The following is a 25,665-nucleotide window of genomic DNA, read 5'->3' on the forward strand; positions in this document are numbered from 1 at the left end:
ACGAACCGGTGTTTTTTACCGATGAAATGAAAGCCCGCGGCATGGCTGCTGCGGGCTTTCGGGGCTTTAGCGGGCCGTTTCCGGCGCCGGGGATGTTATTTCTGGTTGAGCGCTGCGTGTGCGGCCGCCAGACGTGCGATGGGCACGCGGAAGGGCGAACAGCTCACGTAGTTCAGACCTGCATAGTGGCAGAATTCCACCGACGAAGGCTCGCCTCCGTGCTCGCCGCAGATGCCGCATTTGAGCGTCGGACGCTTGCCGCGGCCCTTGAATACGGCTTCGCGGATCAGCTGGCCTACGCCGTTCTGGTCGAGGATCTGGAACGGGTCGTTCTTCAGGATGCCTTTATCCAGGTAGACGGGCAGGAACTTGGCGATGTCGTCGCGCGAGAATCCGAGGGTCATCTGCGTCAGGTCGTTCGTACCGAACGAGAAGAACTCGGCGACCTCGGCGATCTGGTTGGCCGTCACGGCGGCGCGGGGAACTTCGATCATCGTGCCGACCATGTAGTCGATCTTGTCGTTGCGCTCCGAGAATACCTGCTCGGCCGTTGCGTCGATGATGTTCTTCTGGTAGCGCAGCTCCTTGTGGTTGCCCACCAGCGGCACCATGATCTCCACGTGCACGGGCATGCCCGAAGCTTTGACGTTCATGGCAGCCTCGATGATGGCGCGGGCCTGCATCTCGGTAATCTCGGGATAGGTGTTGCCCAGGCGGCAGCCGCGGTGTCCCAGCATGGGGTTGAACTCGGCCAGCGACTCGACCTTGGCGACGATCTTTGCGAGGGGCACGCCCATTTCGGCGGCCATCTCTTTCTGGCCTTTCTCATCGTGGGGCACGAACTCGTGCAGGGGCGGGTCGAGCAGGCGGACGGTCACGGGGAATCCGTTCATGGCCTTGAACAGACCTTCGAAGTCTCCGCGCTGGATCGGCAGCAGCTTGGCCAGCGCCACGCGGCGTCCGGCTTCATCGTCGGCGAGGATCATTTCGCGGAACGCTTTGATGCGGTCGCCCTCGAAGAACATGTGCTCCGTGCGGCAGAGGCCGATGCCCTCGGCGCCGAACGAGAATGCCTGTGCGGCGTCCTTCGGGGTGTCGGCGTTGGCGCGGACCTTCATGACGGAGTATTTGCCGGCGAGTTCCATCAGCTTGCCGAAATCGCCGCTCAGGTCGGCGGCCTGGGTGGCTACCTGGCCGAGGTAAACCTCGCCCGTCGAGCCGTTGAGCGAAATCCAGTCGCCCTCTTTGACCGTGAATCCGTTGACCTGGATCGTGCGGGCCTTGTAGTCGATTTGCAGTTCGCCGGCGCCCGATACGCAGCATTTGCCCATGCCGCGGGCCACGACGGCTGCGTGCGAGGTCATACCGCCGCGTGCGGTCAGGATACCTGCCGCGTCGAGCATGCCTTTCAGGTCCTCGGGCGAGGTCTCGATACGTACCAGGATGGCGCGCGTACCGCTCTTCTCGAGCACTTTCTCGGCATCCTCGGCGAAGAACACCACGGGACCCGTCGCGGCGCCCGGCGATGCGGGCAGACCCTTGGTGATGACCTGTGCGTTGGAGATGGCCTTCTTGTCGAAGACGGGGTGGAGCAGCTCGTCGAGCTTCGCGGGCTCGCAGCGCAGCACGGCGGTCTTCTCATCGATCAGCCCTTCGCGGAGCATGTCCATGGCGATCTTGACCATCGCGGCGCCCGTGCGCTTGCCGTTGCGGCACTGCAGCATCCAGAGCTTGCCGTCCTGAATGGTGAACTCGATGTCCTGCATGTCGGTAAAGTACTGCTCCAGGTGGTGCTGGATGTCGAACAGCTCCTTGTAAACCTCGGGCATCACCTCTTCGAGCGAGGGGAATTTCGCCTTGCGGTCCTCTTCCGAGACCTTCTGGGCTACGGCCCAGCGTTTCGAACCCTCGATCGTGATCTGCTGCGGGGTGCGGATGCCGGCTACCACGTCCTCGCCCTGAGCGTTGATGAGGTACTCGCCGTTGAAGAGGTTCTCACCCGTCGCGGCGTCGCGCGAGAAAGCTACGCCCGTTGCGGAGTTCGAACCCATGTTGCCGAATACCATGGCCTGTACCGATACGGCCGTGCCCCATTCGGCGGGGATGTTGTTGAGCTTGCGGTAGAGGATGGCGCGTTCGTTCATCCACGAACCGAACACGGCGCAGACGGCTCCCCAGAGCTGATCCCACGGATTACTCGGGAAATCCTCGCCGGTCTGCTTCTTCACGGCGGCTTTGAAGTTTTTCACCAGTTCCTTCAGGTCGTCGGTCGTCAGGTCGGTGTCGTTCTTGACGCCCTTCTTCTCCTTCTGTTCCTCGATGATTACCTCGAACGGGTCGTGATCCTCTTTCGAGACGGGCTTCATGCCCAGCACCACGTCGCCGTACATCTGTACGAAACGACGGTACGAGTCCCATGCGAAACGCGGGTTGCCCGTACGCTTGGACACGGCCTCCACGGCCTGGTCGTTCATGCCCAGGTTGAGGATGGTGTCCATCATGCCGGGCATCGAAGCGCGGGCTCCGGAGCGGACGGAAACGAGCAGCGGCATCTCCTTGTCGCCGAATTTCATGCCGGTCAGGTTCTCGATGTTCTTCATCGCCTTCTCGACTTCGGGGCGGAGCAGTTCGATGACGGCCTCCTTGCCGTGTTTGTAGTACTCCGCACACACTTCCGTGGTGATGGTGAATCCCGGGGGGACGGGGATGCCGATCAGGTTCATCTCCGCAAGGTTGGCACCCTTGCCGCCGAGCAGTTCACGCATTTTGCCGTTTCCTTCGGCCTCTTTGTTTCCGAAGGTATAGACCCGTTTTACGTCTGCCATAGTTTTTTGATTTTTTAATTGGTATGTGTATATAAATTTTTTTCGAACGCGTTTCCCCGGAACCTAAAAATAGCGGTAACGCCGCCGCGACCGCAACACGAAATTTTATTTTCGTCCGAGGGATTGCGAAAATACGAAAACTTTTCGAAATTTCCAAAAAAATCTACCGGATGTATACAAACACCGGGAGGGAATATCCGTAACCGCCCCGGTAGACCCCTCGGGAGTAGGTTGTGAGTGGGTTACCGCTCTTTTGGTCAACCAGATAGCGGCGTGCAAAAACGTCGCCTTCGGAAGTTTGCAGCGCCGTGTCGGCCCAGATACGGTCGCGCATCCGCCATTTCCGGGCGCTCCGGACGTTGCCGCGCCCGGCTTTTTCGGCCCGCAGGGTTCTGTCGCGGAGCCCGTGATCGGTTGTGAAAAGTGATTCCGTGCGGCCCATGACGAGCAGTTTCGCATGCGGGCGTTCTTCGCGCAGGTCGCCGATGAGCCACCGGGCCGTGCGCGGGTCGGAGCACAGCACCAGTCCCACCGTGTCGCGCCCCAGCTCGCCCTCGACATAGAGGTAGCGGCGTCCCGATTCGTCGTAGGTGGGGTAGAAAAGGTCTCCGTAATAAAGCAACGCAAAATCCATTCCGTCGAGCGAATTGAGCGTGCGGTGGAGGTAGGAGTAGTCGCCCCGGCAGGCCGCGGCGAGGTCGCGCACGACCTGTTCGTTCTCCACGCCCCACAGGGCCACGATCGGCAGGGCCATCGAGTCGATAACGGCGGCCGTGTTGCGTATCTTGCGCGTGTAACGCTCCGGGGTCCACCGCAGGCGGCCTTCGGGCGTGTAGTCGGAATCGTCGTAGAAAAGCGCCGGGACGGTGTCGTAGAGGCGGTCCACGTCGTAATAGGCGATTCCTATGGGTTGCCGCCCGTAGGTAGTGCAATTAAAAATGAAGCATGAAAAATTAAAAATGATCAGCAGGCGCCACATACTTCTGCCGGTTTAGAGTGGCTTTTCGGGCATGAAATCGCGGGGCGAGCAGCCCAGAAACTTGGCGATTTCGTTGATGTGATTGAGGTTGTATTTCGAAGGACTTTTGGGGCTCTCTACCTGACTGATGAACCCGTCGCTCACTCCGATTCCGTATGCCAATGTTGCCTGCGAAACACGCTGAGCCATCCGCTCCTTGCGGACGGCTGCGCTGACGTATTTGTCGAATGCACTTTTCGGTTTCACAAGCATCTGTTTAGATGATGTAAAACTAAAAATTATGCCAACGGAAAGATTTAGTTATAACTTAAATTCGCCTATGTATAGGTTGGCGTTTAATATTTGTCATTGCGAGGAGCGTAGCGACGCGGCAATCTGCGGTGTTGTAAGTTCCCTTCAGATTGCCGCGGCATCTGCGATGCCTCGCAATGACGCTTGTTAAAGGTGGAAAAAGATTGTACGTTGGAAGCGCGGAACCGGATATGATTCTAATACCCGTGTACCGCTTTTAAATCCGGCGTTTTACGCCTGGATTACCCCCGAGCCGACCAGTTCGTCGCCGTCATACCACGCGGCGAACTGCCCCGGGGTGATGCCCCGCTGGGGCTCGTCGAAGAGGATGTACACGCCGTTCGGACGCATGTGGAGCGTCGCTCCCTGCAACGGCTGACGGTAGCGGATGCGCACGGAGAACCGGGCGCTCGCGCCGGACGCCATCTCGCGCGAGGGGTTGACCCAGTGCACCTCCTCCGGGGCGATGTACAGCGCCGGGCGCCACAACCCCGGGTGTGCGTCGCCCTCGCCGACGTAGATCACGTTCTGCGCCACGTCCGTCGAGAGGATGAACAGCGACTCCTTGCGTCCTCCGATGCCGAGGCCCTTGCGCTGGCCGACGGTGTAGAAATGGGCGCCGTTGTGTTCGCCGATTTTCTTGCCGTCGCGCACGGTGTAGTGCCACGGTTCGGCCAATGCCGCCAACAGTTCGTCCGAGGGTTCGGAACCGTCGGCAGGAGCGGCTTCCCGGCGGAATTTAGGCCAGGAGGGGAGTATTTCGTGCACATTGCCCCGCTTGGGGGTGAGTTTCTGCTGGAGAAAGGTCGGCAGGTCGACCTTGCCGACGAAGCAGATGCCCTGCGAATCCTTGCGCTTGGCCGTGGCGAGATGCTGCTCGGCGGCGATGCGCCGTACTTCGGGCTTCAGCAAATCCCCGACGGGGAACAGCGCATAGCGCAGCTGTTCCTGCGAGAGCTGGCAGAGAAAATAGCTCTGGTCCTTGTTGGGATCGCTGCCGGCCAGCAGTTTATAGACCGTGCGGCCGTCGGGCAGCGTCACCTCCGCCTTGCGGCAGTAGTGGCCCGTGGCGACGTAGTCGGCCCCGAGTTTCAACGCTTCGCGCAGGAAAACGTCGAATTTGATCTCGCGGTTGCACAGCACGTCGGGATTGGGCGTGCGCCCCCGTTCGTATTCGGCGAACATATACTCGACCACACGTTTGCGGTATTCGTCCGAGAGGTCGACCACGTGCAGGGCGATGTCCAGCTTCTTGGCCACCAGTTCGGCGAAGACCCGGTCGTCGTGCCACGGACAGTCGCCCTCGAGCGTGCCCGTGGTGTCGTGCCAATTGATCATGAACAGGCCGATGACCTCGTGTCCCTGCTGTTTCAGCAGCCAGGCCGCCACCGACGAATCGACGCCGCCCGAAAGTCCGATTACCACCCGTGCCATTCTATTCCAATGTCAAAAGTCCTTCGGGGAGCACGAGGTGCATCGTGCGGCCTTCGAAGTCGATGTGTGCGATAAATTCCTCGGCGGCGGGCACCAGTATCCGCCGTCCGCCGGTCTCCAGTTCGAACAGCGGATTGGCGTCGCTGTCGTAATAGTCCGAGATCGTTCCTTTGAATTTTTCCGGCGCCCCTGTCTCCTCGGCCTCCACGGCAAAGCCGATCAGGTCCTCGAGATAGAACTCGTCGTCCTCGTCATCATCCTCCAGCTCGATGCGGAACTCCAGTCCCAGCAACTCCTGTACGCGGCGCTCGGTGTCGAAATCGGCGAACGTGGCGGTGGCTCCCGACTGACCGCGGCGTTCGAAACGCTCGCACCAGAGCGGGACCTCCAGTGCGTCGATGGTGACCCGCAGCGGGATGTCGGTCGTGAAGTCGTCGGGAAAAACGGGGTAGAGCGAGAGCATCACCCCGCCCTCGGTGCCGAATAGTTTATTGATTCTGCCAGCAGGAACGATCATAATAGGGTTGTGAATTACGGTGTAAAAATACAAAAAAAACGGTAAACCGTCCCAAGGGGAAGTTTACCGTTTTTATCGGAGCAGGAAACACTTGCTGCGCCCTTCCCCTCACTCGCGGCGCCTTATTCGGCGGCGGGAGCTTCCGGAGCGGCCTCCTCTGCGGGAGCCTCGGCAGTCTCGGCAGCGGCTTCGGCAGCAGCCTCGCGGGCAGCGGCCTCTGCGGCAGCCTTCTTCTCGGCGATTGCGGCAGCGCGCTCCTCTTTGATCTTGGCCTCGGCAGCCAGACGAGCCTTCTCGGCCGACTTGGCGTCGGTCGACAGCTTGTTGGTCTTGGCCTCGATCTTGGCGGCTTTGGCTTCCAGCCACTTGTTGAAGCGGGCTTCGGCTTCTGCCTCGGTGAACGCACCTTTGGCAACGCCGCCAAGCAGGTGTTTCTTGTACATTACGCCCTTGTACGAGAGAATAGCCCGACAAGTATCCGTAGGTTGTGCGCCTTTCTGTAACCAATCCAGGGCTTTCACGAAGTCCAGATCAATCGTAGCAGGATTCGTGTTGGGGTTGTAGGTACCCAACTTTTCGATGAATTTACCATCACGTGGCGCTCTGCTATCTGCGGCAACGATGTGATAGAAAGCATAACCTTTCTTACCGTGACGTGCCAGACGAATTTTAACAGCCATTTGCTATAAAATTTTGTTATAAGTTATTAAAACGCTCACCCATTCGGGCTTTTAAGCCTGCAAATGTAGGGAAAATATTCCGCCCGGCAAAATAAATGCTGTAAAAATCCGTATTTTGAGACTGTAAATTTACGGTTTGAATGTCGGATGTCGATGGAAAATGAAAAACTTTTTCCTATCTTTGCACCCGCAATTCGCATCGTTTATATGCCGTGCATGTTGGTTCCGTAGCTCAGTTGGATAGAGCAACAGCCTTCTAAGCTGTGGGTCGAGCGTTCGAACCGCTCCGGAATCACGTCGGTTTTCAACGGGATGTCCTTTTGGGCATCCCGTTTTTCGTATCCGTTATTTGCGAGGCAGGGTCGTCACTACGCGTGTGCCGCCGGTGTAGTCGGGGTCGATATGGATTTCGCCGCCCAGGTGGCGGACGATCAGGCGGCAGAGGTACAGCCCCAGTCCGTTACCCTGGCTGAAGGTGTCGAGCTTGGTGAAACGTTCGAAGACATGGTCGTATTGCTCGGACGGAATGCCGCATCCGGAGTCCGTGACGGTGATGCTGAAGTGCTCTTCGTCCCGGCTGCATTCGAGTCGAACCTCTCCCAGGCGGGTGAACTTCTGCGCATTGCCCAGCAGCGCCATGAGGAGGATCGTGAGGTATTTCTCGCTCGAAATCGCCGCGATCGGCTCCACGGGAATCCCGTCGGCGTAAGCCACACCCGCCTTGGGGTAACGGACCTTCATCACCCGCAGCTGCGTGCGGCACAAGGCGCAGATGTCCAGATAATCACGCTGCAACGGCTCGGTGAGGTTCTCGAGATAGGAGACTTCCAGCAGGTCGTCGAACAGATAGCGCAGCTGGCGGCGGCTCTCCTGGATGATTTCGCAGTATTGAGCGTGGGCCTCGGGCGGCACCTCCTCGGTGGAGAGCAGTTCCGAGAACCCCGTGATGCTGTTGAGCGGCGTGCGCACCTCGTGGCATATCGAGTTGATGAAATCCGCCTTTTTGACCTCGCTTTCGTGCACCTGCTGCATCTGTTGCAGCAGTTCGCGCTGAAGCCGCTGGGTGCGGCGGTTCCCGGCGTAGATGAACCCGATTCCCGCTCCGATCGCCGAGATCAGCAGGGCCAGTGAGATGAGGGCCCTCTTGTGGTGGTGGGCGGTGAGCAGCGCCTTGTCGAGTTCCAGCCGGTCCAGTTCATACGAAGACTGCATTTCGCGTAGCGTCTGGCTCTGCTCGAGGTGCATGACCGAATCCTGCACCGCCACGGCGCGGTCGAAAGTCGCGCAGGCTTCGGCGTCGCGTTGCAGGAGATGGAGCATCCGGGCGCGTTTCAGGTAGCCGCCCGTGAAGGTCACCCCCGGTATGCGGTGGTATTCGGCCATGTGGACCAGCGAGTCGGCGTAGGCGAGCGCCCGGTCGTATGCGCCGCTGTCGGCGGCCTTGCGGTAGGCTTCCCGGTAATTGCGGATGCGGGCCATGGTCAGCCGGTCCCGGCGGATCGATTCGATGAACCGGCTGGGCAGGAAGAGGTGCATTCCCGGGGTTCCGCCGTAGGGATTGCCTCCGTCCCGGGGAGCCCATGGCTGTGCGGCTGTCGGATGCGGTCCGGCCGTCAGGGCCAGCAGCAGCAATGCCGCTGCGGCGAGGGTATGGCGAATGAATCCGGTCATGGTTTCAACGGAACGGTGAAGATGAACCGCGCCCCTTTCGTATAGCCTGCATCGAGGCGTATCGAACCCGCGAGGTGTTCGGCGATCATGCGGCAGAGCGCGAGGCTCAGGCCGCGCGATTCGGACGAAGGGTCGGCCAGCGGGCCGAACAGCTCTTCCCGGCGTCCGGGAGGGACTCCGCAGCCGGTGTCGGTGATCCGTACGCGGAGTTCGTTGGCCGCGGCGTCGGTCTCGTAGCTGAGCGAGATGCGTCCTTTGCTGGTGAATTTGCGGGCGTTGTCGAGCAGGGCACGGACCACCAGCGCGAAGTATTTGGGATGCGTCGGGACGATGCACGCCTCTCCCGGGGTTTCGATCGTGTATTCGATATCCTGTCCTTGCCGGAGACGGCGGACCGCGATCAATTCCGCACGGCACAGCCGGTCGATATCCACCGGTTCCACCCGGAGCCTTTCGGTCAGGCTGTCGAGGCTGGCGGCTTCGAGCATGTTGTCGAGCGTCGAGAGCAGCAGGTCGGTATTTTCCCGGATCTCTTCGAGCAACGGCCTCCGGTCGGCGACGGGGGCTTCGGTGGTCATTACCGTATGTGCCGTGCGGTCGATGGCTTTCAGCGGCGGCCCGATGCGGCAGCAGATCGTGTTGACGAAGATCGATTTCATGCGTTCGCTTTCCTGCGCTTTGAGGGCGTGGCGGGCGATGTCGGCCTGCAGACGGCGGTTGCGGCGCAGTGCGACGGCGAGGTAGACGCCCGTGCCGAGCAGCAGGATGCCGAAAGCGATGAACGAGATGAGCGCCGCCGTGCGGTTGCGGATCACGGCGCGGGTCTCGGCGAGTTTCAGACGGTCCATGTCGTGACGCAGGCGGATGGTTTCGCTCCGTTCGAGCTGTCCGGCGTTGAAGATCGAGTCCTGTATCTCCCGTGTGCGTTCGTAAGCGGCGTATGACTCCTCGTACCGGCCTGCGCGCGCCAGCATCAGGCTCCGGTCGCGGTGGACCTGGTAGATCTTCGAGGGATTCATGCGGAAATAGCCTTTGCCCTGACCGATCATCGTGATCAGCGAATCGCAGTAGAGGATGCTCTGTGCATAGTCGCCCCGGATGCCTTTCCAGAGATAGCCCAATTCATAGAGGTAGGTCTTGTTGCGCAGCAGGTTCTCTCCGTCAGCGTTCATCATGCGCCGGCGAAACTGTTTGAAATGCATCTCCGCCAGGTCGTCGCGTTTGATGTTGAGCGTGCAGCGGATCAGCTGCCGGAAAGGATTCACATAGCTGTTGTCCCGGTAAAGATAGGGGCGTCGGCCCAGACGCTCCTCGGCGGCATAGTAGGCGTCGAGCATGTCGACATAATCGGAGGTCAGCTTCTCCTGTTTGTCGTAGCGTCTGGCCTGGTTGTAGGCGCCGCTGAGGACATAGTAGACCAGATTGGCGAAGTTGTGGCGGACGATCTGGTCGGGCATCTGCCGGATGAGTTCGAAAGCCTCCTCCCAGAATCGGGTCTGAGGAATGAAGGCATGCCTTATGCCTTTTTCGTAGTAATCGATCGTCGCTCCGGCATGGCCTTTCAGCATGAGCCGCTTCACTTGGTGGAAAACGTTGTCCGGGTGTGCCGCGTCGTCGTCGCACCACCTGCGGATGGCGTGTGCCAGCCGCAGCGCCTCTTCCCGGTTGTATTCGCTGCGCAGGCGGTAGAATCCGTCGCTCATTTCGGCGAGAGCGTCCATACCCTCCTCGGGAGTCCCGGGAGTCATTTCCCGCAGTTTCGAGATGTAGTAGCGGAGCGAGTCCTCTTTTTCGGGGTAGGGGGCATACTGCGCAACGACGGGCACCGCGGCTACGGCCATGGCGTAGGTGTCGCCGGTGGCGGCCGCCTCGCGGAAGAGCTGGATCGAATAAGCCAGGTTGAGGTTCGAATCCTCGTTGATATCTTTCAGGTTGAGAAGCAGTTGCACCCGGTCTTCGGGATCGGCTGTGTGGGCCAACGCCTGTTGCAGGCTGTCGGATAATTGATGTTGCGCCCGAGCACCCGGGGCGGAGCACATCAGGACGCATATTACGAAGAATATGTGCCGGGAAAAATACATTTGCAGGAACGACGCTTTTGCGGATGCTAAAGTACTAAAAAAAACAGACCGGACAAATTTCCGGCCTGCTTTTCGGGAAAACGGCTTGTCGAAGCCGCTATTTGAGATATTTGTCGAGATACATTTTCAGTTCGCGCGGCATGACGGGCTTGGTGATGAATCCGTTGCAGCCGGCCTCCTCGGCGATGCGCCGGTCGGTGTCGAATGCATAGGCCGTCTGCATGATGACGGGCAGTTCGGTCGTGTGGCGGCGAATCTCCTTCAGGGCTTCGATGCCGTCCATCACGGGCATTTTGATATCCATCAGTACGGCGTCGGGATGCTCTGCGAGAGCGTACTCTACCGCCTCCTTACCGTTCTTGGCCCACAGCAGGTTATACTCTTTTTTGAGGATTATTTCCAGCAGCTTGTAGTTGCTTTCGACATCTTCCGCAATCAGTATCAGCGGTTTACGTTCTGATGTATTGTTGTCAGTCATGTTTGTAGAAATTGCTCTTAGCGCAAATATAGGAAATATTTTGCAATCCGCGCTCATTACCGGTAAAATATGCCCTTGAAATGTGCCGTATTGCCGCATCCGTCCCTCACCGAAAGCTGCACCTCGTGTTTGCGCCGCTGCGCCGGATTGCCGAAGAAATGGACGAGCGTGCCCTTCATGGGGAAACGGTCGCAGGGGACCCATTCGCCGTCGATGCGCAGCGTCCACGAGGCGATGCCCGAGAAATTGTCGGCGACGCGGAAGCGCAGGCTTTCGGACTTCGAGAGGTCGGCGCCCTCGGCGAAGAGGGGGCGGATCGAAGGCGGCAGCGTATCGGCCACCACGGCCAGGTCGCCCGTGGCGTAGGTCGTGGCCGTCACGGCGCCGTTCGCATAGGAACCTCCGATGCTGGACAGCCGGCCTTTGCGGTTGCGCACGGCCAGCACGGTTTGCAGTTGCAGCGGTCGCGGCACGCGGGTACGGATGGTGACTGCTGCGGGATGCCGCAACGGCGTGTCGGGGTTGAGGAAGCGGTAGGCGGGCGAAAGCACCACGACGCCCGAATCGGCCTGCGGGGCCTCCCGGCGTTCGGGTTTCACGAATATCGGTTCGTAGAGCGCCCCTTCGGGGATGCTGGCCCGGGCCTCGCGGCCGACCTGCACGAGCGAGGTCCGGTCGGGATAGATGGCGACGGCTGCCGTGTCGGCTTCCGCCCGGAAACTCTCCGAGCGTCCGCGGACCGTAAATTCCAGCGCCGAGCGGTTGCCGCAGTCGTCTTCGGCCTCGATACGGATGCGCCGCAGCTGCCCTTCGTCCGTGCGTACCACGCCGTGCTCCTCCATTGTGGGATAGAAACAGTCGGGCGAACCGGCCAGCCGGGCCAGGCGGATCGCCTCGTTGCGCGAGTCGAGTTGGAGCGGATAGCAGCTCACGGCGTCGCAGCAGCGCGACAGGTCGTGGGTGAAGCCGTCCATGCGGTATTCGAAATAGGGGACGCCGTCAACCGAAGCCGTGATGCGCCAGATGCCGAACGTGTTGTGCACGCCGTTGCGGCGGTCGGTGACCTCGGCCACGAAATACCCCTTGCGCCCCACGCCGACGGGTTCCTCGCGCGTCAGGCGGTAGCGTCCTTCGGCCTCGCGGACCACGGCATAGCTCTCCATGCGGCTGCGGACCGGAACGCCTTGCAGGGTGTCGACCTCGACGTAATGCAGACGCATGATGCGGGGCGGGAGGTTGTCCTCGGGGCGGATGACGCCCTCGCGGACGATGTTGTAGAGCCGCTGGGTCGGGGTGTCGCGGATCTCGAAATGGAGGTGCGGACCCATCGACGAACCGCTGTTGCCCGAGAATCCGATTACGTCGCCCTGCTTCACGGGCCACGCTTCGGGGCCGAACCAGAGGTTGACGCTGTTCGCCCGGCGGGCCGTGCGCTCCTGCCGGACGTGCTCCTCGATGTCGTCGCGGAAACGCTGCAAGTGGCCGTAAACGGCCGTCGTGCCGTTGCGCAGCGTGAGATAGACGGCCCTGCCATAGCCGCCCGCCGTAAGGCTCACGCGCGAAACGTAACCGTCGGCCACGGCCACGAGGGGCTTGCCCTCCGCACCGTCGGTTTTGATGTCGACGCCTGCGTGGAAATGCGCCGGGCGCATCTCGCCGAAGTTGGCCGCGTAGAGCCGCGCCACGTCGCGTATGGGGTAAATGTAATCGCCGGGATCGAGCCGCTGGGCCTGTGCCCCCGGGCCGATCGCGGCAAACAGCAGAACGGTTAAAAATCTTCGCATGTATCTGTCTCTCTCTCCATTGCCGACGCGGCTTCGATCACCGCTTCGTATTCGTATCCGAGCGAAAGCCCGTAGCGTATCAACTTGGTTTTCAAATCATAGGGCGTGGCGGCCTTCACCGTCCGCGCCTTGCGGGCGAGCATCTGCGCGAGGCGTTCGCCCATGTCCGTACCCCCAGCCTGCGCCAATGCCGCGTCGATCAGCTCTTTGCGGATGCCTTTGCGTTGCAGCGCCGTGCGGATTTTGTACGCGCCCCAGCCGCTCAGCCGCAGTTTTTCGCGCACGAAGGCTTCGGCATAGCGGCCGTCGTCGATGAAGCGGTCGCGGACGAGTTTCCCGAGCACCTGTTCGGCATCCCGGTCGGCCAGTCCCCAGCCGCGCATCAGCCGCCGGGCGTCGCTCTCCGACTTCTCGGCCCGGGCGCAGAGCCGCATCAGCGCGGCGAGCGCCTGATCGGGGGTCTTGTCGCGTCTCTTTTTCAGTTCAGCCGGCTGCATACCATGCGGGGTTTATCGAAAAGGTCCTTGCAGACCGTGATATCGGTATATTGTTCGTCGCCGAGCATGCGGGCGACCTCGTCCGCGGCGTGCTCGTAAATCTCGAACCAGAGCCGTCCGCCGGGGGCGAGCATGTGACGCCCGGCCTGCGCGATGGCGCGGTAGAAGCGGATGCGGTCGTCGTCCGGGACGAACAGCGCCAGGGCGGGTTCGTGGTCGCGGACGTTGGGGTGCATCTCCGCGCGGTCGCTTTCGGGAACGTAGGGCGGATTCGAGACGATCACGTCGAAACGCTCCGGAAAGACCTCCGCCAGTCCGTTCAGCGCGTCGGCCTTGCGGAGCGTGACCCGGGCGTCGAGCGTCCGGAAATTCTCTGCGGCGACGGCCAGCGCTTCGTCCGAAATATCGGCGGCGAAGACCTCCGCTTCGGGAAGTCCCAGCGCCAGCGACGCCGCGATGCAGCCGCTTCCCGTTCCCACGTCCAGCATCCTCCTGCTTCCGCGTTCGCTGCGCAGGATACGGTCGACCAGCTCCTCGGTCTCGGGACGCGGAATCAGCACTCCTTCGCGCACGGCGAAACGGTGGCCGCAGAATTCGGTGTGTCCGACGACATATTGCAAGGGTTTTCCGGCGATGAGCTGTGCCTCCGCTTCCGCCAGCCCTTCTGCGGCGAGTTCCGCTCCGGGGTCGGTCAGCAGGGCCGACAGCGGGAGTCCGGCGAGTTCCGCGACGGCGTTGCGGGCGATCGCGCGGGCTTCGCGCTCCCCGTAAAGGGGCACGAGGCGTGCGGTCAGGCGGTCGACGGTCTCGCGGCGGGTCATCAGCGGATGAAGTTGGCCAGGGCGATGGCTACGGCGGCTTCGACGACCACCGCGCCGCGCAGGGCGACGCAGACGTCGTGGCGGCCGCGGATTTCGAGCGGCTCCACCCGGTCGGTGTCCTGGTTATAGGTTATCTGTTCGCGGCTGATGCTCGGCGTGGGTTTCAGCGCCGCGCGGACCACGATTTCGTTGCCGTTCGTGATGCCGCCGTTGATGCCGCCGGCATGGTTCGTCACGGTGGCGCCTGCGGCATCCGTGAAGCAGTCGTTGTTTTCGGAACCGCGCAGGCGTGCGCCCGCGAATCCGCTGCCGAATTCCACCCCTTTGACCGCCGGAACGGCAAACAGCAGGTGGGCGATCATGCTCTCCGCCGAGTCGAAGAACGGCTCTCCCAATCCCAGCGGAACGCCCTGCACGCGGCATTCGACAATGCCGCCCACCGAATCGCGGTCGGCCGTCGCCGCGCGCAGCACTTCGTCGAAACGGGCCGGATCGGTGCATCCGCCGATTTCGGTGAGCCGCGTGGCGAAACGCACGTCCGCCGGCAGCAGCTTCTTGGCGACGACCCCTGCGGCGACCAGCCCCAGCGTCAGGCGGGCCGAGAAATGGCCTCCGCCGCGCGGGTCGTTGAACCCGCCGAATTTGTGGTGGGCCACCAGGTCGGCGTGCGAGGGCCGGTAGTGGCGCACGACGTTGGAATAGTCCTGCGACCGGGTATTGGTGTTGGCGAATTCGACGGTCAGCGGAGCGCCTGTCGTATGGCCGTTGTAGATGCCCGAGACGATTTGCGGCAGGTCGGGTTCGCGGCGCGGCGTAGTTCCGGGGGCTCCGCTGCGGCGGCGTGCGAGGTCCTCGGCGAAATCCGCCTCCGAAAGGGGGATTCCGGCCGGAACGCCGTCCATCGAGACGCCGATCTGCGTCCCGTGCGACTCACCCCAGACGGTGAGCCGGAAATTTTGTCCGAATTGGTTCATGGGCAACGGGGTTTAATACCGGATGAGTTCGAGGTCCTCGAAAAATCCGGGATAGCTTTTGGCGACGCTCTCGGCTCCCTCGATGGTGATTTCGCCGTCCGAGCGCAGCGCTGCGACGGCCAGCGACATGGCCATGCGGTGATCGCCGTGGCTCCGCGTGCGCGCTCCGTGCACCTGCCCGCCGCGTATGCGCATCAGGTCCTCCTCCGAGGTGTCGACTTCGATGCCCAGCTTGGCGTATTCGTCGCGGATGGCCTCGGCGCGGTTGCACTCCTTGTATTCGAGACGCGAGGTGCCGCGGATCTCGCTCACGCCGTCGGCCGCCGCGGCAAGTGCGGCGAGCGCCGGAAAGAGGTCGGGGCAGTTGGTGGCGTCGAACTCGAAAGCGTGCAGCGGACGGTGCTGGACCGTCACCGATTCCGGTTCGTTGATGACCGCCGCGCCGGCGCGCACCAGCGCCGTGCAGATGGCCGTGTCGGCCTGCTTGGAGAGCATCGAGACGTTGCGCACGGTGATCTCTCCCGCCGTGGCGCCCGCCACCAGCAGCATGGCCGCGGCGCTCCAGTCGCCTTCGATGCTGAAATAGGTCGAGCGGTAGTGCTGGCGTCCCGGGATGTAGAACTCCTCGTAGTCGCGCTGGCTGATCTCCACGCCGAAACGGGCCGCCGTGTCGAGCGTCATATCTAAATAAGGTGTCGACACCGCGCCCTGTACGCGCAGCGTCGTGTCTTGTTTGGCTTTGGGCAGGGCCAGCAGCAGCCCCGTGATGAACTGCGACGAGACCGATCCGTCGACTTCGACCTCCCCGCCGCGGATCGGGCCGCAGACCTCGATCGGCAGGAAGCCGTCGTTGTCACGGACCTGTACGCCCAGCCGGCGCAGGGGTTCGAGCATCATCCCCATCGGGCGGCGCAGCAGCGAGTCGCGCCCCTCGATAACGATGGGCGTGGAGCAGAGCGATGCCAAGGGGGTGAAAAGGCGTGTCGCGAGCCCCGATTCGCCGACGTTGAGCCGGCTGACCCTGGGGGCGAGCCCGCCCTCGATGGAGAGCGTCGTGGGGTCTGCCTGGCGGACCCGGGCGCCCAGCGCCTCGATGCAGCGCAGGGCCGAGCGGGTGTCGTCGCAGAATTCGAGGTTGCGCAATACCGAGACCTCTTCCGAGAGCAGCGCCGCCGCGAGGGCGCGCTGGGCATAACTTTTCGAACAGGGCGGTGTCAGTGTGCCTTTGACACGGCCCGGGCCAGCCGTTTTGTCCATAAATTACTCTTTTGTCTCCTGTCCTATGCGGTTTTTCATCTCCTGTGTCAGTTGGTGGCTCTTTTTGAGCTCGAAATGCTGCCCGAGGTAGACCTTGCGGACCATCGGGTCGGCGGCCAGCTCCTCGGCCGTACCGGTTTTCAGAATCTTGCCCTCATAGAGCAGGTAGGTGCGGTCGGTGATGGCCAGCGTCTCGTCGACGTTGTGGTCGGTGATGATTACGCCGATGTTCTTGTGTTTGAGCGTCGCCACGATCGACTGGATATCCTCCACGGCGATCGGGTCCACGCCGGCGAACGGTTCGTCCAAAAGGATGAAGGCCGGGTTGATGGCTACCGCGCGGGCGATCTCCGTGCGTCGGCGCTCGCCGCCCGAGAGCTGGATGCCGAGGCTCTTGCGCACTTTCTGCAGGCGGAACTCCTCGATCAGCGCCTCGACCCGTTCGGCCTGGTACTCTTTCGAATAGGAGGTCATCTCGAGCACCGCGCGGATGTTGTCTTCGACCGAGAGGCGGCGGAACACCGACGCCTCCTGGGCCAGATAGCCCACGCCCAGCTGGGCGCGGCGGTAGACCGGGTAGTCGGTCAGCTCGGTGGTCTGTCCTTCGTCGCTCTCGAGGAAAATGCGTCCCTCGTTGGGTTTGATGAGTCCCACGATCATGTAGAACGTAGTGGTCTTGCCGGCTCCGTTGGGGCCCAGCAGTCCGACGATCTCGCCCTGGTTGACGTCGATCGACACATGGTCCACGACCGTGCGGGCCTTGTATTTTTTTACGAGTTCACTGGTGTAAAGACGCATTGCGTATCGGCGATAAAATTTTTTACAAAGTTATGTTTTTTTCCGAAATGTTTTTTATCTTTACATTGAATTTTCCGATTTTAAAGCATTAAATCACATAAACGGCGAAATGAAACAATTCGATTCATCCCTGCTGCACGACAAACTGAAGGAGTACTTCGGCTTTTCGTCGTTCAAAGGGAACCAGGAAGCGGTGATCCGCAACGTGCTGGAAGGCAATGATACCTTCGTGCTGATGCCTACGGGCGGCGGCAAGTCGTTGTGTTATCAGTTGCCGGCGCTCCTGATGGACGGGGTCGCCATCGTTATCTCGCCGCTGATCGCCCTGATGAAGAACCAGGTCGACGCGATGCGCACGTTCTCGGCCGAGTCGGGAATCGCGCATTTCCTCAATTCGTCGCTCAACAAGACCGCCGTGGCGCAGGTCCGGGCCGACGTGCTCGCCGGGAAGACCAAACTGCTCTATTTCGCCCCCGAGTCGCTCACCAAGGAGGACAACGTGGCGTTCCTGCATAAAATAAAGGTGTCGTTCTACGCCATCGACGAGGCGCACTGCATCTCGGAGTGGGGACACGACTTCCGGCCCGAGTACCGCCGCATCCGCCCGATCATCAACGAGATCGGCGCCGCGCCGCTGATCGCCCTCACGGCCACGGCCACGCCCAAGGTGCAGCTGGACATCCAGAAGAACCTGGGCATGTCCGACGCCTCGGTCTTCAAATCGTCGTTCAACCGGGCGAACCTCTACTATGAGATCCGCCCCAAGCGCAACGTCGACCGCGACATCATCCGCTTCATCAAACAGAACGAGGGCAAGAGCGGCATCATCTACTGCCTGAGCCGCAAGAAGGTCGAGGAGCTTACCGAGCTGCTCGTCGCCAACGGCATCCGTGCGCTGGCCTACCATGCGGGCATGGACGCCGTGACGCGGGCTGCCAACCAGGACGATTTCCTGATGGAGCGCGTCGAGGTGATCGTCGCCACGATCGCTTTCGGCATGGGCATCGACAAGCCCGACGTGCGCTACGTCATTCACTACGACATTCCCAAATCGCTGGAGGGGTACTACCAGGAGACCGGCCGCGCCGGCCGTGACGGCGGCGAGGGTTACTGCCTGACCTTTTACAGCTATAAGGATATTCAGAAACTCGAGAAGTTCATGCAGGGCAAGCCCATCGCCGAACAGGAGATCGGCAAGCTGCTGCTGCTGGAGACGGTCTCCTATGCCGAGAGTTCGATGTGCCGCCGCAAGACGCTGTTGCATTATTTCGGCGAGGACTATACCGAGGACAACTGCGGCAACTGCGACAACTGCCGCAATCCGAAGCCGAAGGTCGATGCCAAGGCGGCCCTGAAGATGGCTCTCGAAGCCCTGCGCGACATCGGCGACAAGTTCAAGGCCGACTACCTGATCAATGTGCTGGTGGGCAAGACCACGGCGCTGATCAAAAGCTACGGCCATAACAAGTCGAAATGGTTCGGGGCCGGCGCCGAGCACGACGCCCGGTTCTGGGGTGCGGTGCTGCGACAAGCGCTGATTCTGGGGCTGGTGGACAAGAATATCGAGAATTACGGCCTTATTTCGGTCAATAAAAAGGGCGAGGGATATATCGCCCTGCCGTTCCCGGTGACCGTGACCCTCGATCACGATTACGACGAGGAGGAGAAGGAATCCGAGTCCGTAGCCCCGATGGGCAAGGGCGGAGCCGCCGACGAGGAGTTGTTCTCGATGCTCAAAGACCTGCGGAAGAAGGTGGCCAAGCAGCACGGACTGCCGCCGTTCGTCATCTTCCAGGACCCGTCGCTGGAGGATATGGCCGTACAGTACCCGATCACCTTCGAGGAGATGCAGAACATAACGGGCGTGGGTGTGGGCAAGGCCCGCAAGTTCGGCGAGGAGTTCATCAAACTCATCAAAGCCTACGTCGAGGAGAAGGAGATCATCCGTCCGCAGGATATGATCGTCAAAGGCGTGGCCAGCAAGTCGGGCAACAAGATTTTCATCATCCAGTCGATCGACCGCAAGATGGATTTCGAGGATATCGCCCGGGCCAAGGACCTCGACTTCGACGAACTGCTCACCGAGATCGAGGGCATCGTCAACTCGGGCACGAAACTCGACATCTCCTATTACCTGAAAGGGTTTATGGACGAGGACAAGATCGAGGATATCTACCTCTATTTCAAAGAGGATGCCGAGAGCGATTCGCTCGACATGGCCATCGAGGAACTGGGGGCGGACTATACCGAGGAGGAGATACGCCTCGTGCGCATTAAGTTCATGTGTGAACAGGGCAACTGATTTTTGATTTTACGGGGCATTTCCGCGCTTCGTTTGCGGCCCGGAAACTGCTCCTCTAAAATTAAAAATGAATGGAACGGGGTTGGTGCTTTGGGCGCCGGGATAGCAAGAGATGTAACTAACCGATATAACTTAACTATGACGCCTATGAACAAGAAGACTTTTACACTTGCCCTGGTATTTCTGCTGGTGACGATTGCGTGGCTCGGTGTCAACATCTACTGGGCCCTGAACCGTCAGAACAATGCGTTCGATATGGTTGTGGCGCTGTTGTTCGTCGCGGCCGGTATCGGAATGGTTTACAATGAGTGCAAAAAGAAAAAATGCCGGCACCTCGACGAGGTCAACCGGCACAAGATTCCGTAGCCTGTGCATGCGACAGACCGGTTTCAGGCGATATTGGCTGTCGCCCCGGCCTGACGACCCTCGGAGCGCTCCGGCATCGGAAAAAGAAATATTCTCAAAACGAGGATTGATATGAAGAACAATCTTATGCAGCTTGTGCGCCTGGTAGCAATGGTGCTGGCTATTGCGGGCATCATCTATGCCCTGGAGTTTATGGAGCGCGGCATCGCCGTGTGGTTCTGGGTCACGCTCCTGGGCGTGGGGTTTGTGGGACTGCTCTACACGTTCCGCCTGACGCAGCGTCGTGCGGCGCGTGCCCGGCGCGAGCAGGAACGCCTCGAAAAGAAGCGCAGCCGCCGCTCGAGACGCTGAGGAGGCAGTTGTTGCCGGAAATGGAACGAATCCGCCGAACGGCTTTATGGCCTCCGGCGGATTCGTGCGTTAATTCTGGATCGAAGAGAGTATTCCGTTCTCGAAGTAGAGGTAGCTGCCCAGTCCGTAAACCCATTGTTCGTGGACGCCCCAGCTTCCCGACGAACGGTTGATGTCGTCCGGCGATCCCCACGCTTCGCGGCACATTTCGCGGGTCATGCCGATCCGCACCTTGCCTGCGAGGATCAGGTCGGCGGTCTGTCTGCCGTATTTCCGGTAGAGCGCCGCCTTGTGCTCGCGCTCCTCTTTCTCGCGTTGCAGACGGGCCTCTTCGCGCTGCCGCTCCTCCTCGGCGCGCCGGGCGTACACCTCTTCGGCCGGGGTGAGCACCAGCTTGTCCACAAAGGCGCGGTCCCTGCGATGCGCGTACCCTTCGACCCCGAACGGGGTCGGGTAACGGGTCAGCGGTATGTAAATCTGCACGCTGTCCTCTCTCTTTTCGAAGACGAACGACGGTACGGCGTATCCCGTTCCGTCGCCGATCAGCCGGACATCCGTACAGCGCAGTTCCGTGCCGAACTGCAGTTGATCGGCCTCTCCCTGCATGGTGTTGACGTACAGTCCGAAATAGTCGGAGACGTACCCCAAGGCGTCCGGTTTGCGTCCCGTCAGGAAGAAATCTTTGCCGAGATACTCCGCGCGGTATTTTTCGATCAGCCCTTCGATCACGGCCGGATAGCATTCGTCCCGCAGGTTTTTCGGGTCCGTTCCGCGGTGTGCGAACCAGCAGAGCACCTTGCCTGCGTCGTCGCGGAGCCGGAACATCAGCAGCTCGGAATCTTCGAGCCGGCTTGTCTCCACCCCGAGAATTTCGAAACTCCGCCCGTCGACCGCCTCCGCCGGGGTGAACCACCCGGAGCGGGTTTGTCCCGAATAGTCCAGCGTGCCCAGACCGCCTGCTTCGTGGAACGGGCATCCGAGGGGCGTCAGGTCGTCGTGCCCGAAGTGCTTGTAATGCCGGGGGCTGTACACGTCGCTGTACACGGTGTCGATCCGGAAATCCTCCGGACGGAACTTTCTGCGGGGCTTGCGCAGCCACACCGTGTCGACGGCGACGGCGGCAGGCGTTTCCGCGAGGAAGTTGAAATAGGCGACCGGCTTCAGACCGGCGTGGATGTCCCGGGGATAGAAGAGGATGCGCTGCCCTTTGAGGCCCTCGTAATAGGCCGCATCGCCGTTTACGCGGATGTTCGAAAGCGAGTCGTAGACGACGGCTGCCGGAGTCTCCGGGGCGGCTTTGCGGGGCAGGACGGATTCGGTTTTGAGTTGGGCCGAGGCGCTCAGGATACACCAGAGGCCCGGCAGGAGGCAGTATAGGGGTTTCATTTTTCGGGGCGTATGGAGACAAAGGTAACAATATTTCGCACCATTGGTGTCGTAACGACACTTTTTAATTGTCGGAAAGTTTTGTCGAACCGCATGCAATTCGGTTTTGAATCCATCCGACTTTTTCGTACCTTTGGAGCCTATTCGAGTAATTATGACGGAAGTAAGGGCTAAAAAGGCGCTGGGACAGCATTTTCTCACCGACCTGAACATTGCACGCAAAATTTGCGATTCACTGTCGGGCGGAACCTCCTCCGCGCCGTGTCCGGTGCTGGAAGTGGGGTGCGGTATGGGCGTGCTGACGCAGTTTTTGCTGCGCCGCGACGATGTCGTGACGTGGGGCGCCGAGATCGACTCGGAGAGCGTCGCCTACCTCCACGCCCATTATCCGGAGTTCGCACCGCGGCTGATCGAGGGCGATTTCCTGCGGATGAACCTCCGCGAACGCTTTCCCGAGGGGCTGCGGATCATCGGCAATTTCCCTTATAACATCTCGTCTCAGATTTTCTTCAAAGTGCTGGAAAACCGCGACCTCGTGCCCGAGTGCGTCGGCATGATCCAGAAAGAGGTCGCCGTGCGGCTGGCCGAGCCTCCCGGGTCGAAAGAGTACGGCATCCTTTCGGTGCTCCTGCAGGCGTGGTACGACATCGAATACCTTTTCACGGTCAACGAAACGGTCTTCAATCCGCCTCCGAAGGTCAAAAGCGCCGTCATCCGCCTGCGCCGCAACGCCACGGAGCGTCTGGGGTGCGACGAGCCGCTGTTCGTAAAGGTGGTGAAAGCCTCCTTCGGCCAGCGCCGCAAGATGATCCGCAATTCGCTGAAATCCGTGTTCGGCGATTTCGGCGGCGCGGAGCACCCGTTCTTCACACAGCGCGCCGAGCAGCTCTCGGTGGCCGATTTCGTCGAACTTACGAATTGGGTCGCCGCGCACCGGCAATAACCGTCACCAAATCCTCTTTCGCCAGGTATTTCCGGGCCAGCGTTTGCACGTCGGCAGGCGTCATCTGCCGGATGCGGCGGATATTCTCGCCGATTGCCGTGTTGTCCGTGCCGCAGAGAATGTTCTCGATCGTCACGTCGGCGATGCCGAACGGTCCGTCGAGAATGCGCATCATCTCGCCCGTCATCATGTTCTTCACCAGCGCCAGCTCCTCCTCGGGCATCGCCTCCGTGCGGAGGCGTTCGATCTCCTTGTAGATTTCCTGCAGGGCCTCCTGCGTGACATCGGTCCCGACCTGCGCCGCCACGGCGAAATAGCCCTCGCGTTCGAAGTTGACCATTGCGGCCACCACACCATACGTGTACCCGTGCTTTTCGCGGAGGTTCTGCATCAGCCGCGATCCGAAGTAGCCGCCCAGGGCCGTCGCCACGACCTGCATGCCCACGAAATCGGGATGCTGGCGCGGGAACAGCAGGCGTCCCAGCCGCAGTGACGACTGTACCGCCCCGGGGTGGTCGACGAACGCCGCGTGCGTGGTCTCGGGCGCCGGAAACCGGATCGCCGTCTCGGCCTCCCCGTGGGGAAGCTGCGCCGCGAGGGCTCCGACGGCCTGCAGTTCGTGTTCTCCGATGCGGCCGCTGCAGACCACGAAGCAGTTCTCTGCGGTGTAGAACCGCCGGTGGAAATCGGCCACGTCGTCGCGTGTGAGCCGGTCGTATTCAGCCTCGTCCGACGAAATGCCGTAGGGGTGGTGCGCCCCGAACAGCGCCCGGGCGAAGGCTTCGCGGGCCTGGACGTCGACTTTCGTGCGGTCGATGGCCAGCCGTTGCCTGCGTTTGGCGGCATAGGTGCGCAGCTCCTCTTCGGGGAACGTGGGGCGGAGCAGTATCTCCTCCGCCACGGCGAGCGTCCGGTCGAAGAATTTCGAGAGGGTGGCGAAATTGATATAGGCGTAGTCGCGGTCGATGTTGACATCGTACCACGAGCCGTAGTAATCGAGCTGTTCGGCGACCTCACGGGCCGTCATGTTGTGTGTGCCCTCGGCGAGCAGGTTGGCGGCGGCCGATGCCGAGAAAGGCGCCTGCTGAAGGGCCGATCCGGCGCGGAAGACGAACGAGATGCGCAGCACCTCGAAATCCTCCGAAGCGAGCGTGTAGAGGGCGACGCCGTTGGGCAGCAGGGTCTTTGCAGCCTCGGCGACCTCGATCTCCGAGGGGGTTATGCGGGGTTGTGTCATTTTTTCGTGTTGTAAATGAGCGTGGAGCTGTTTTCGGGCCGGAACGTGCGGCTGCTGAACGAGCGGATCTCTTCGTCGGTGACGGCACGGTAGCGGTCGACTTCGCGGTTGATCAGTTCGAGGTCTCCCAGCATCTCGTAAAACCCGAGGTTCATCGCCTTGTTCATGACGTTCAGTTCGCCGAACAGCGTGTTGGCTTCGAACTTGTTTTTGACTTTTTCGACCTCGTAAGCCGTTGCGGGCGTCGTTTGCAGCATGGCGATTTCTTCGCGGAACGCCGCTTCGGCCGCCTTGGGCGGGATGCCCGGAAGCAACTGGCCCGTGAAGACGAACAGCCCCGGGTCCACGTCGCCCGTGACATAGGCGTTGACGCTCGACAGCAGTTGGCGCTCTTTGACCAGATGCGTGTAGAGTCGTCCCGAGTCGCCGCCCGACAGCAGGTCCGAAACCAGGTCGGCCGTGTAGAAATCCCCTTCGGTGCGTCCGCCCATGTGGTAGGCCACGGTGACGGTCGAAGCCGGCACGTCGCGCTCCACCTCCTCGCGGCGCGCCTCGGTCTGCGCGGGCTCCTGCGGAATGGCTGCGGCGTCGGCAGGGTGGTCGGCGAGCGGTGCGAACCACTTTTCGGCCAGTTCCAGCATGCGCTCCTCCTCGATGTCCGCGGAGATCGACAGCACGGCGTTCGACGGGCGGTAGTGGGCGCGGTAGAAGGCCTCCACCTCTTCGAGCGTCGCTCCGGCAATGTGGTCGGTCGTAAGGCCGATGGTCGCCCAGCGGTAGGGGTGGACCTTGTAGGCCAGCGCCCGCAGCAGCATCGTCTGGTCGCCGTAAGGCTGGTTGAGGTAACGCTGGCGGAACTCCTCGATCACCACTTTTTTCTCGGCTTCGAATTTCGCAGGGGTGATGTCCAGTCCCTCCATGCGGTCGCTTTCGAGCCAGAGGGCCGTCTCGATGTTGTCCTTCGGGAGCGTGATGTAGAAATCCGTATAGTCGTTGTTCGTGAAGGCGTTGTTGTCGCCCGAGGCCATCTGCACCGGGAGGTCGAAATTGGGAACTTCGCGCGTGCCGCGGAACATCAGGTGCTCGAACAGGTGGGCGAATCCCGTGCGTGCGGGATTCTCGTTGCGTGCGCCGACTTTGTAGAGCATGTTCACGGCGGCGAGTTTCGAAGCCCGGTCGCGGTTGACGACTACGGTGAGGCCGTTCGGCAGTATTTTCTTGGTGTATGGAATCATGATTGGCAAAGGTAATAAAAAGCGGAATGGCTGCAAAACCGAATGCAATTCGGTTCAGCAGGCCCTTCCGAGCGGTAAAAGTGTCGTTACGACACCAAAGGTATGAAAAAGCAGCGGCGGAGAACACAAGTGACGCCTCATTGTTTCAGAAAAATGGATTCGGTGACTATGAAGAAGTTTGGGATTTAGAGAATCCATCGTTCCCGCCGCTGCATGATGACAGACCGGCAGAAACGAGAAGAGTGCTGCCGACAATCTGGCTCCTGTGGCTCTGGTAAGCCCTCAAACCCTTCACATCAGCACGCACCCTTAGGTACGATCCATTGTGGGTTTGCAAAAAATTTACCAGATTTCAGGAGCCCCAATACAATCGTCTTTTATTTCCGATTATTTAAAGAACGGTTGCGAATACGGAATATCGCATGGACAAAGTTAACAATTTTTCCGGACATGAAAGTCATGTGCCCGAAAGTCTTATTCTTAGAACCGTATTTTGGATTCCGGGTGATCCGGCTCGGGCGTCACCGTCTGATTTTTTTCAGGACGCCGCTCGTTTTCTATGCTTTATGTTAGAATTCCCCATTCTGTATTCCCTAAAGATAAATTGTCGTTGTTTGTTTTGTTATGGAGTGACGGAGCAGACTACGTCTGACAATATGTACGTATTTTGTTGCTGAAGAGATGAATTTTCTTTCACAGGAGAAAACTGTATTGCAGTTTGTCCGTTTCAGGTGTGTGTTTCGGGGTAATGCGCTATC

The 25,665-nt window shown here is 60.6% G+C and carries 22 protein-coding genes and 1 tRNA gene; 5 read left to right on the top strand and 18 right to left on the bottom strand.

From position 1 onward, the window contains the following. Positions 1–95: 95 nt before the first annotated feature. The 6 genes from ppdK to BLU78_RS11810 all read right to left on the bottom strand — a co-directional run bounded on the left by ppdK (position 96) and on the right by BLU78_RS11810 (position 6,726). Entirely contained in the window at positions 96–2,825 is a 2,730-nt protein-coding gene (gene ppdK / locus BLU78_RS11785; RefSeq protein WP_010265875.1) for a pyruvate, phosphate dikinase, read from the bottom strand. 163 nt (positions 2,826–2,988) lie between these two features. Continuing rightward, positions 2,989–3,804, bottom strand: a complete 816-nt coding sequence (locus tag BLU78_RS11790) for an endonuclease/exonuclease/phosphatase family protein (RefSeq protein WP_010265873.1) — start codon at positions 3,802–3,804, stop codon at positions 2,989–2,991. A 12-nt stretch (positions 3,805–3,816) separates the two neighbouring features. Continuing rightward, positions 3,817–4,056 carry a helix-turn-helix domain-containing protein gene (locus BLU78_RS11795; protein ID WP_010265872.1) on the bottom strand — a complete coding sequence of 80 codons (240 nt, stop codon included), beginning with the start codon at positions 4,054–4,056 and terminating at the stop codon, positions 3,817–3,819. Between the two features lie 270 nt (positions 4,057–4,326). After that, positions 4,327–5,529 (bottom strand): tRNA 2-thiouridine(34) synthase MnmA, encoded by a 1,203-nt coding sequence (mnmA, locus tag BLU78_RS11800; RefSeq protein ID WP_010265871.1) that lies wholly within the window; start codon positions 5,527–5,529, stop codon positions 4,327–4,329. 1 nt (position 5,530) lies between these two features. Next, positions 5,531–6,046 (bottom strand): ribosome maturation factor RimM, encoded by a 516-nt coding sequence (gene rimM, locus BLU78_RS11805; RefSeq protein WP_010265870.1) that lies wholly within the window; start codon positions 6,044–6,046, stop codon positions 5,531–5,533. A gap of 122 nt (positions 6,047–6,168) precedes the next feature. After that, positions 6,169–6,726 (bottom strand): 30S ribosomal protein S16, encoded by a 558-nt coding sequence (locus tag BLU78_RS11810; RefSeq protein ID WP_074712110.1) that lies wholly within the window; start codon positions 6,724–6,726, stop codon positions 6,169–6,171. A 221-nt stretch (positions 6,727–6,947) separates the two neighbouring features. Between BLU78_RS11810 and BLU78_RS11815 the strand changes: the two genes are divergently transcribed. Continuing rightward, positions 6,948–7,021: transfer RNA gene (locus BLU78_RS11815), tRNA-Arg, on the top strand. A gap of 50 nt (positions 7,022–7,071) precedes the next feature. Here the strand turns inward: BLU78_RS11815 and BLU78_RS11820 are convergent. The 9 genes from BLU78_RS11820 to lptB all read right to left on the bottom strand — a co-directional run bounded on the left by BLU78_RS11820 (position 7,072) and on the right by lptB (position 17,087). Next, positions 7,072–8,397: a sensor histidine kinase gene (locus tag BLU78_RS11820; protein ID WP_010265867.1), complete on the bottom strand. Its 1,326-nt coding sequence runs from the start codon at positions 8,395–8,397 to the stop codon at positions 7,072–7,074. Next, positions 8,394–10,376: a sensor histidine kinase gene (locus tag BLU78_RS11825; RefSeq protein ID WP_010265865.1), complete on the bottom strand. Its 1,983-nt coding sequence runs from the start codon at positions 10,374–10,376 to the stop codon at positions 8,394–8,396. The genes BLU78_RS11820 and BLU78_RS11825 overlap by 4 nt, the downstream gene beginning before the upstream one ends. A gap of 199 nt (positions 10,377–10,575) precedes the next feature. Continuing rightward, positions 10,576–10,956 (bottom strand): response regulator, encoded by a 381-nt coding sequence (locus tag BLU78_RS11830; protein WP_010265862.1) that lies wholly within the window; start codon positions 10,954–10,956, stop codon positions 10,576–10,578. 56 nt (positions 10,957–11,012) lie between these two features. Next, positions 11,013–12,740, bottom strand: a complete 1,728-nt coding sequence (locus tag BLU78_RS11835; RefSeq protein ID WP_010265859.1) for a M23 family metallopeptidase — start codon at positions 12,738–12,740, stop codon at positions 11,013–11,015. After that, positions 12,725–13,237, bottom strand: coding sequence for a regulatory protein RecX (locus BLU78_RS11840; RefSeq protein ID WP_010265856.1), 513 nt, complete (start codon positions 13,235–13,237; stop codon positions 12,725–12,727). The genes BLU78_RS11835 and BLU78_RS11840 overlap by 16 nt, the downstream gene beginning before the upstream one ends. Continuing rightward, positions 13,219–14,058 (bottom strand): peptide chain release factor N(5)-glutamine methyltransferase, encoded by an 840-nt coding sequence (prmC, locus tag BLU78_RS11845; protein WP_010265853.1) that lies wholly within the window; start codon positions 14,056–14,058, stop codon positions 13,219–13,221. Before prmC ends, BLU78_RS11840 begins: the two co-directional genes overlap by 19 nt. Beyond that, entirely contained in the window at positions 14,058–15,032 is a 975-nt protein-coding gene (locus BLU78_RS11850) for a chorismate synthase (protein ID WP_010265851.1), read from the bottom strand. Before BLU78_RS11850 ends, prmC begins: the two co-directional genes overlap by 1 nt. Before the next feature lie 12 nt (positions 15,033–15,044). After that, positions 15,045–16,289 (bottom strand): 3-phosphoshikimate 1-carboxyvinyltransferase, encoded by a 1,245-nt coding sequence (gene aroA / locus BLU78_RS11855; RefSeq protein ID WP_010265849.1) that lies wholly within the window; start codon positions 16,287–16,289, stop codon positions 15,045–15,047. A 3-nt stretch (positions 16,290–16,292) separates the two neighbouring features. Beyond that, positions 16,293–17,087: an LPS export ABC transporter ATP-binding protein gene (gene lptB / locus BLU78_RS11860; RefSeq protein WP_010265847.1), complete on the bottom strand. Its 795-nt coding sequence runs from the start codon at positions 17,085–17,087 to the stop codon at positions 16,293–16,295. Positions 17,088–17,196: 109 nt separating this feature from the next. Here lptB and recQ point away from each other — a divergent pair, with 109 nt between their 5' ends. The 3 genes from recQ to BLU78_RS11875 all read left to right on the top strand — a co-directional run bounded on the left by recQ (position 17,197) and on the right by BLU78_RS11875 (position 20,106). Beyond that, positions 17,197–19,389, top strand: a complete 2,193-nt coding sequence (gene recQ, locus BLU78_RS11865; RefSeq protein WP_010265845.1) for a DNA helicase RecQ — start codon at positions 17,197–17,199, stop codon at positions 19,387–19,389. Positions 19,390–19,536: 147 nt separating this feature from the next. After that, positions 19,537–19,755 (top strand): hypothetical protein, encoded by a 219-nt coding sequence (locus tag BLU78_RS11870; protein WP_010265843.1) that lies wholly within the window; start codon positions 19,537–19,539, stop codon positions 19,753–19,755. 111 nt (positions 19,756–19,866) lie between these two features. After that, positions 19,867–20,106, top strand: a complete 240-nt coding sequence (locus BLU78_RS11875) for a hypothetical protein (protein WP_010265841.1) — start codon at positions 19,867–19,869, stop codon at positions 20,104–20,106. Positions 20,107–20,175: 69 nt separating this feature from the next. Here BLU78_RS11875 and BLU78_RS11880 read toward each other — a convergent pair whose 3' ends face one another. Continuing rightward, on the bottom strand, positions 20,176–21,492 hold the full coding sequence (locus BLU78_RS11880) for a hypothetical protein (protein WP_010265838.1): 1,317 nt from the start codon (positions 21,490–21,492) through the stop codon (positions 20,176–20,178). Between the two features lie 154 nt (positions 21,493–21,646). Here BLU78_RS11880 and rsmA point away from each other — a divergent pair, with 154 nt between their 5' ends. Then, positions 21,647–22,435, top strand: coding sequence for a 16S rRNA (adenine(1518)-N(6)/adenine(1519)-N(6))-dimethyltransferase RsmA (rsmA, locus tag BLU78_RS11885; RefSeq protein ID WP_010265835.1), 789 nt, complete (start codon positions 21,647–21,649; stop codon positions 22,433–22,435). Here the strand turns inward: rsmA and BLU78_RS11890 are convergent. Further along, positions 22,404–23,672, bottom strand: coding sequence for a M16 family metallopeptidase (locus BLU78_RS11890; RefSeq protein WP_010265833.1), 1,269 nt, complete (start codon positions 23,670–23,672; stop codon positions 22,404–22,406). The two genes, rsmA and BLU78_RS11890, sit on opposite strands and share 32 nt — an antisense overlap. Further along, complete coding sequence (locus BLU78_RS11895) at positions 23,669–24,907, bottom strand: M16 family metallopeptidase (RefSeq protein ID WP_010265831.1); 1,239 nt, start codon at positions 24,905–24,907, stop codon at positions 23,669–23,671. The genes BLU78_RS11890 and BLU78_RS11895 overlap by 4 nt, the downstream gene beginning before the upstream one ends. Positions 24,908–25,665: the final 758 nt, after the last annotated feature.

This window comes from Alistipes timonensis JC136 (assembly GCF_900107675.1).
GTDB classification, from domain to species: Bacteria; Bacteroidota; Bacteroidia; order Bacteroidales; family Rikenellaceae; genus Alistipes; species Alistipes timonensis.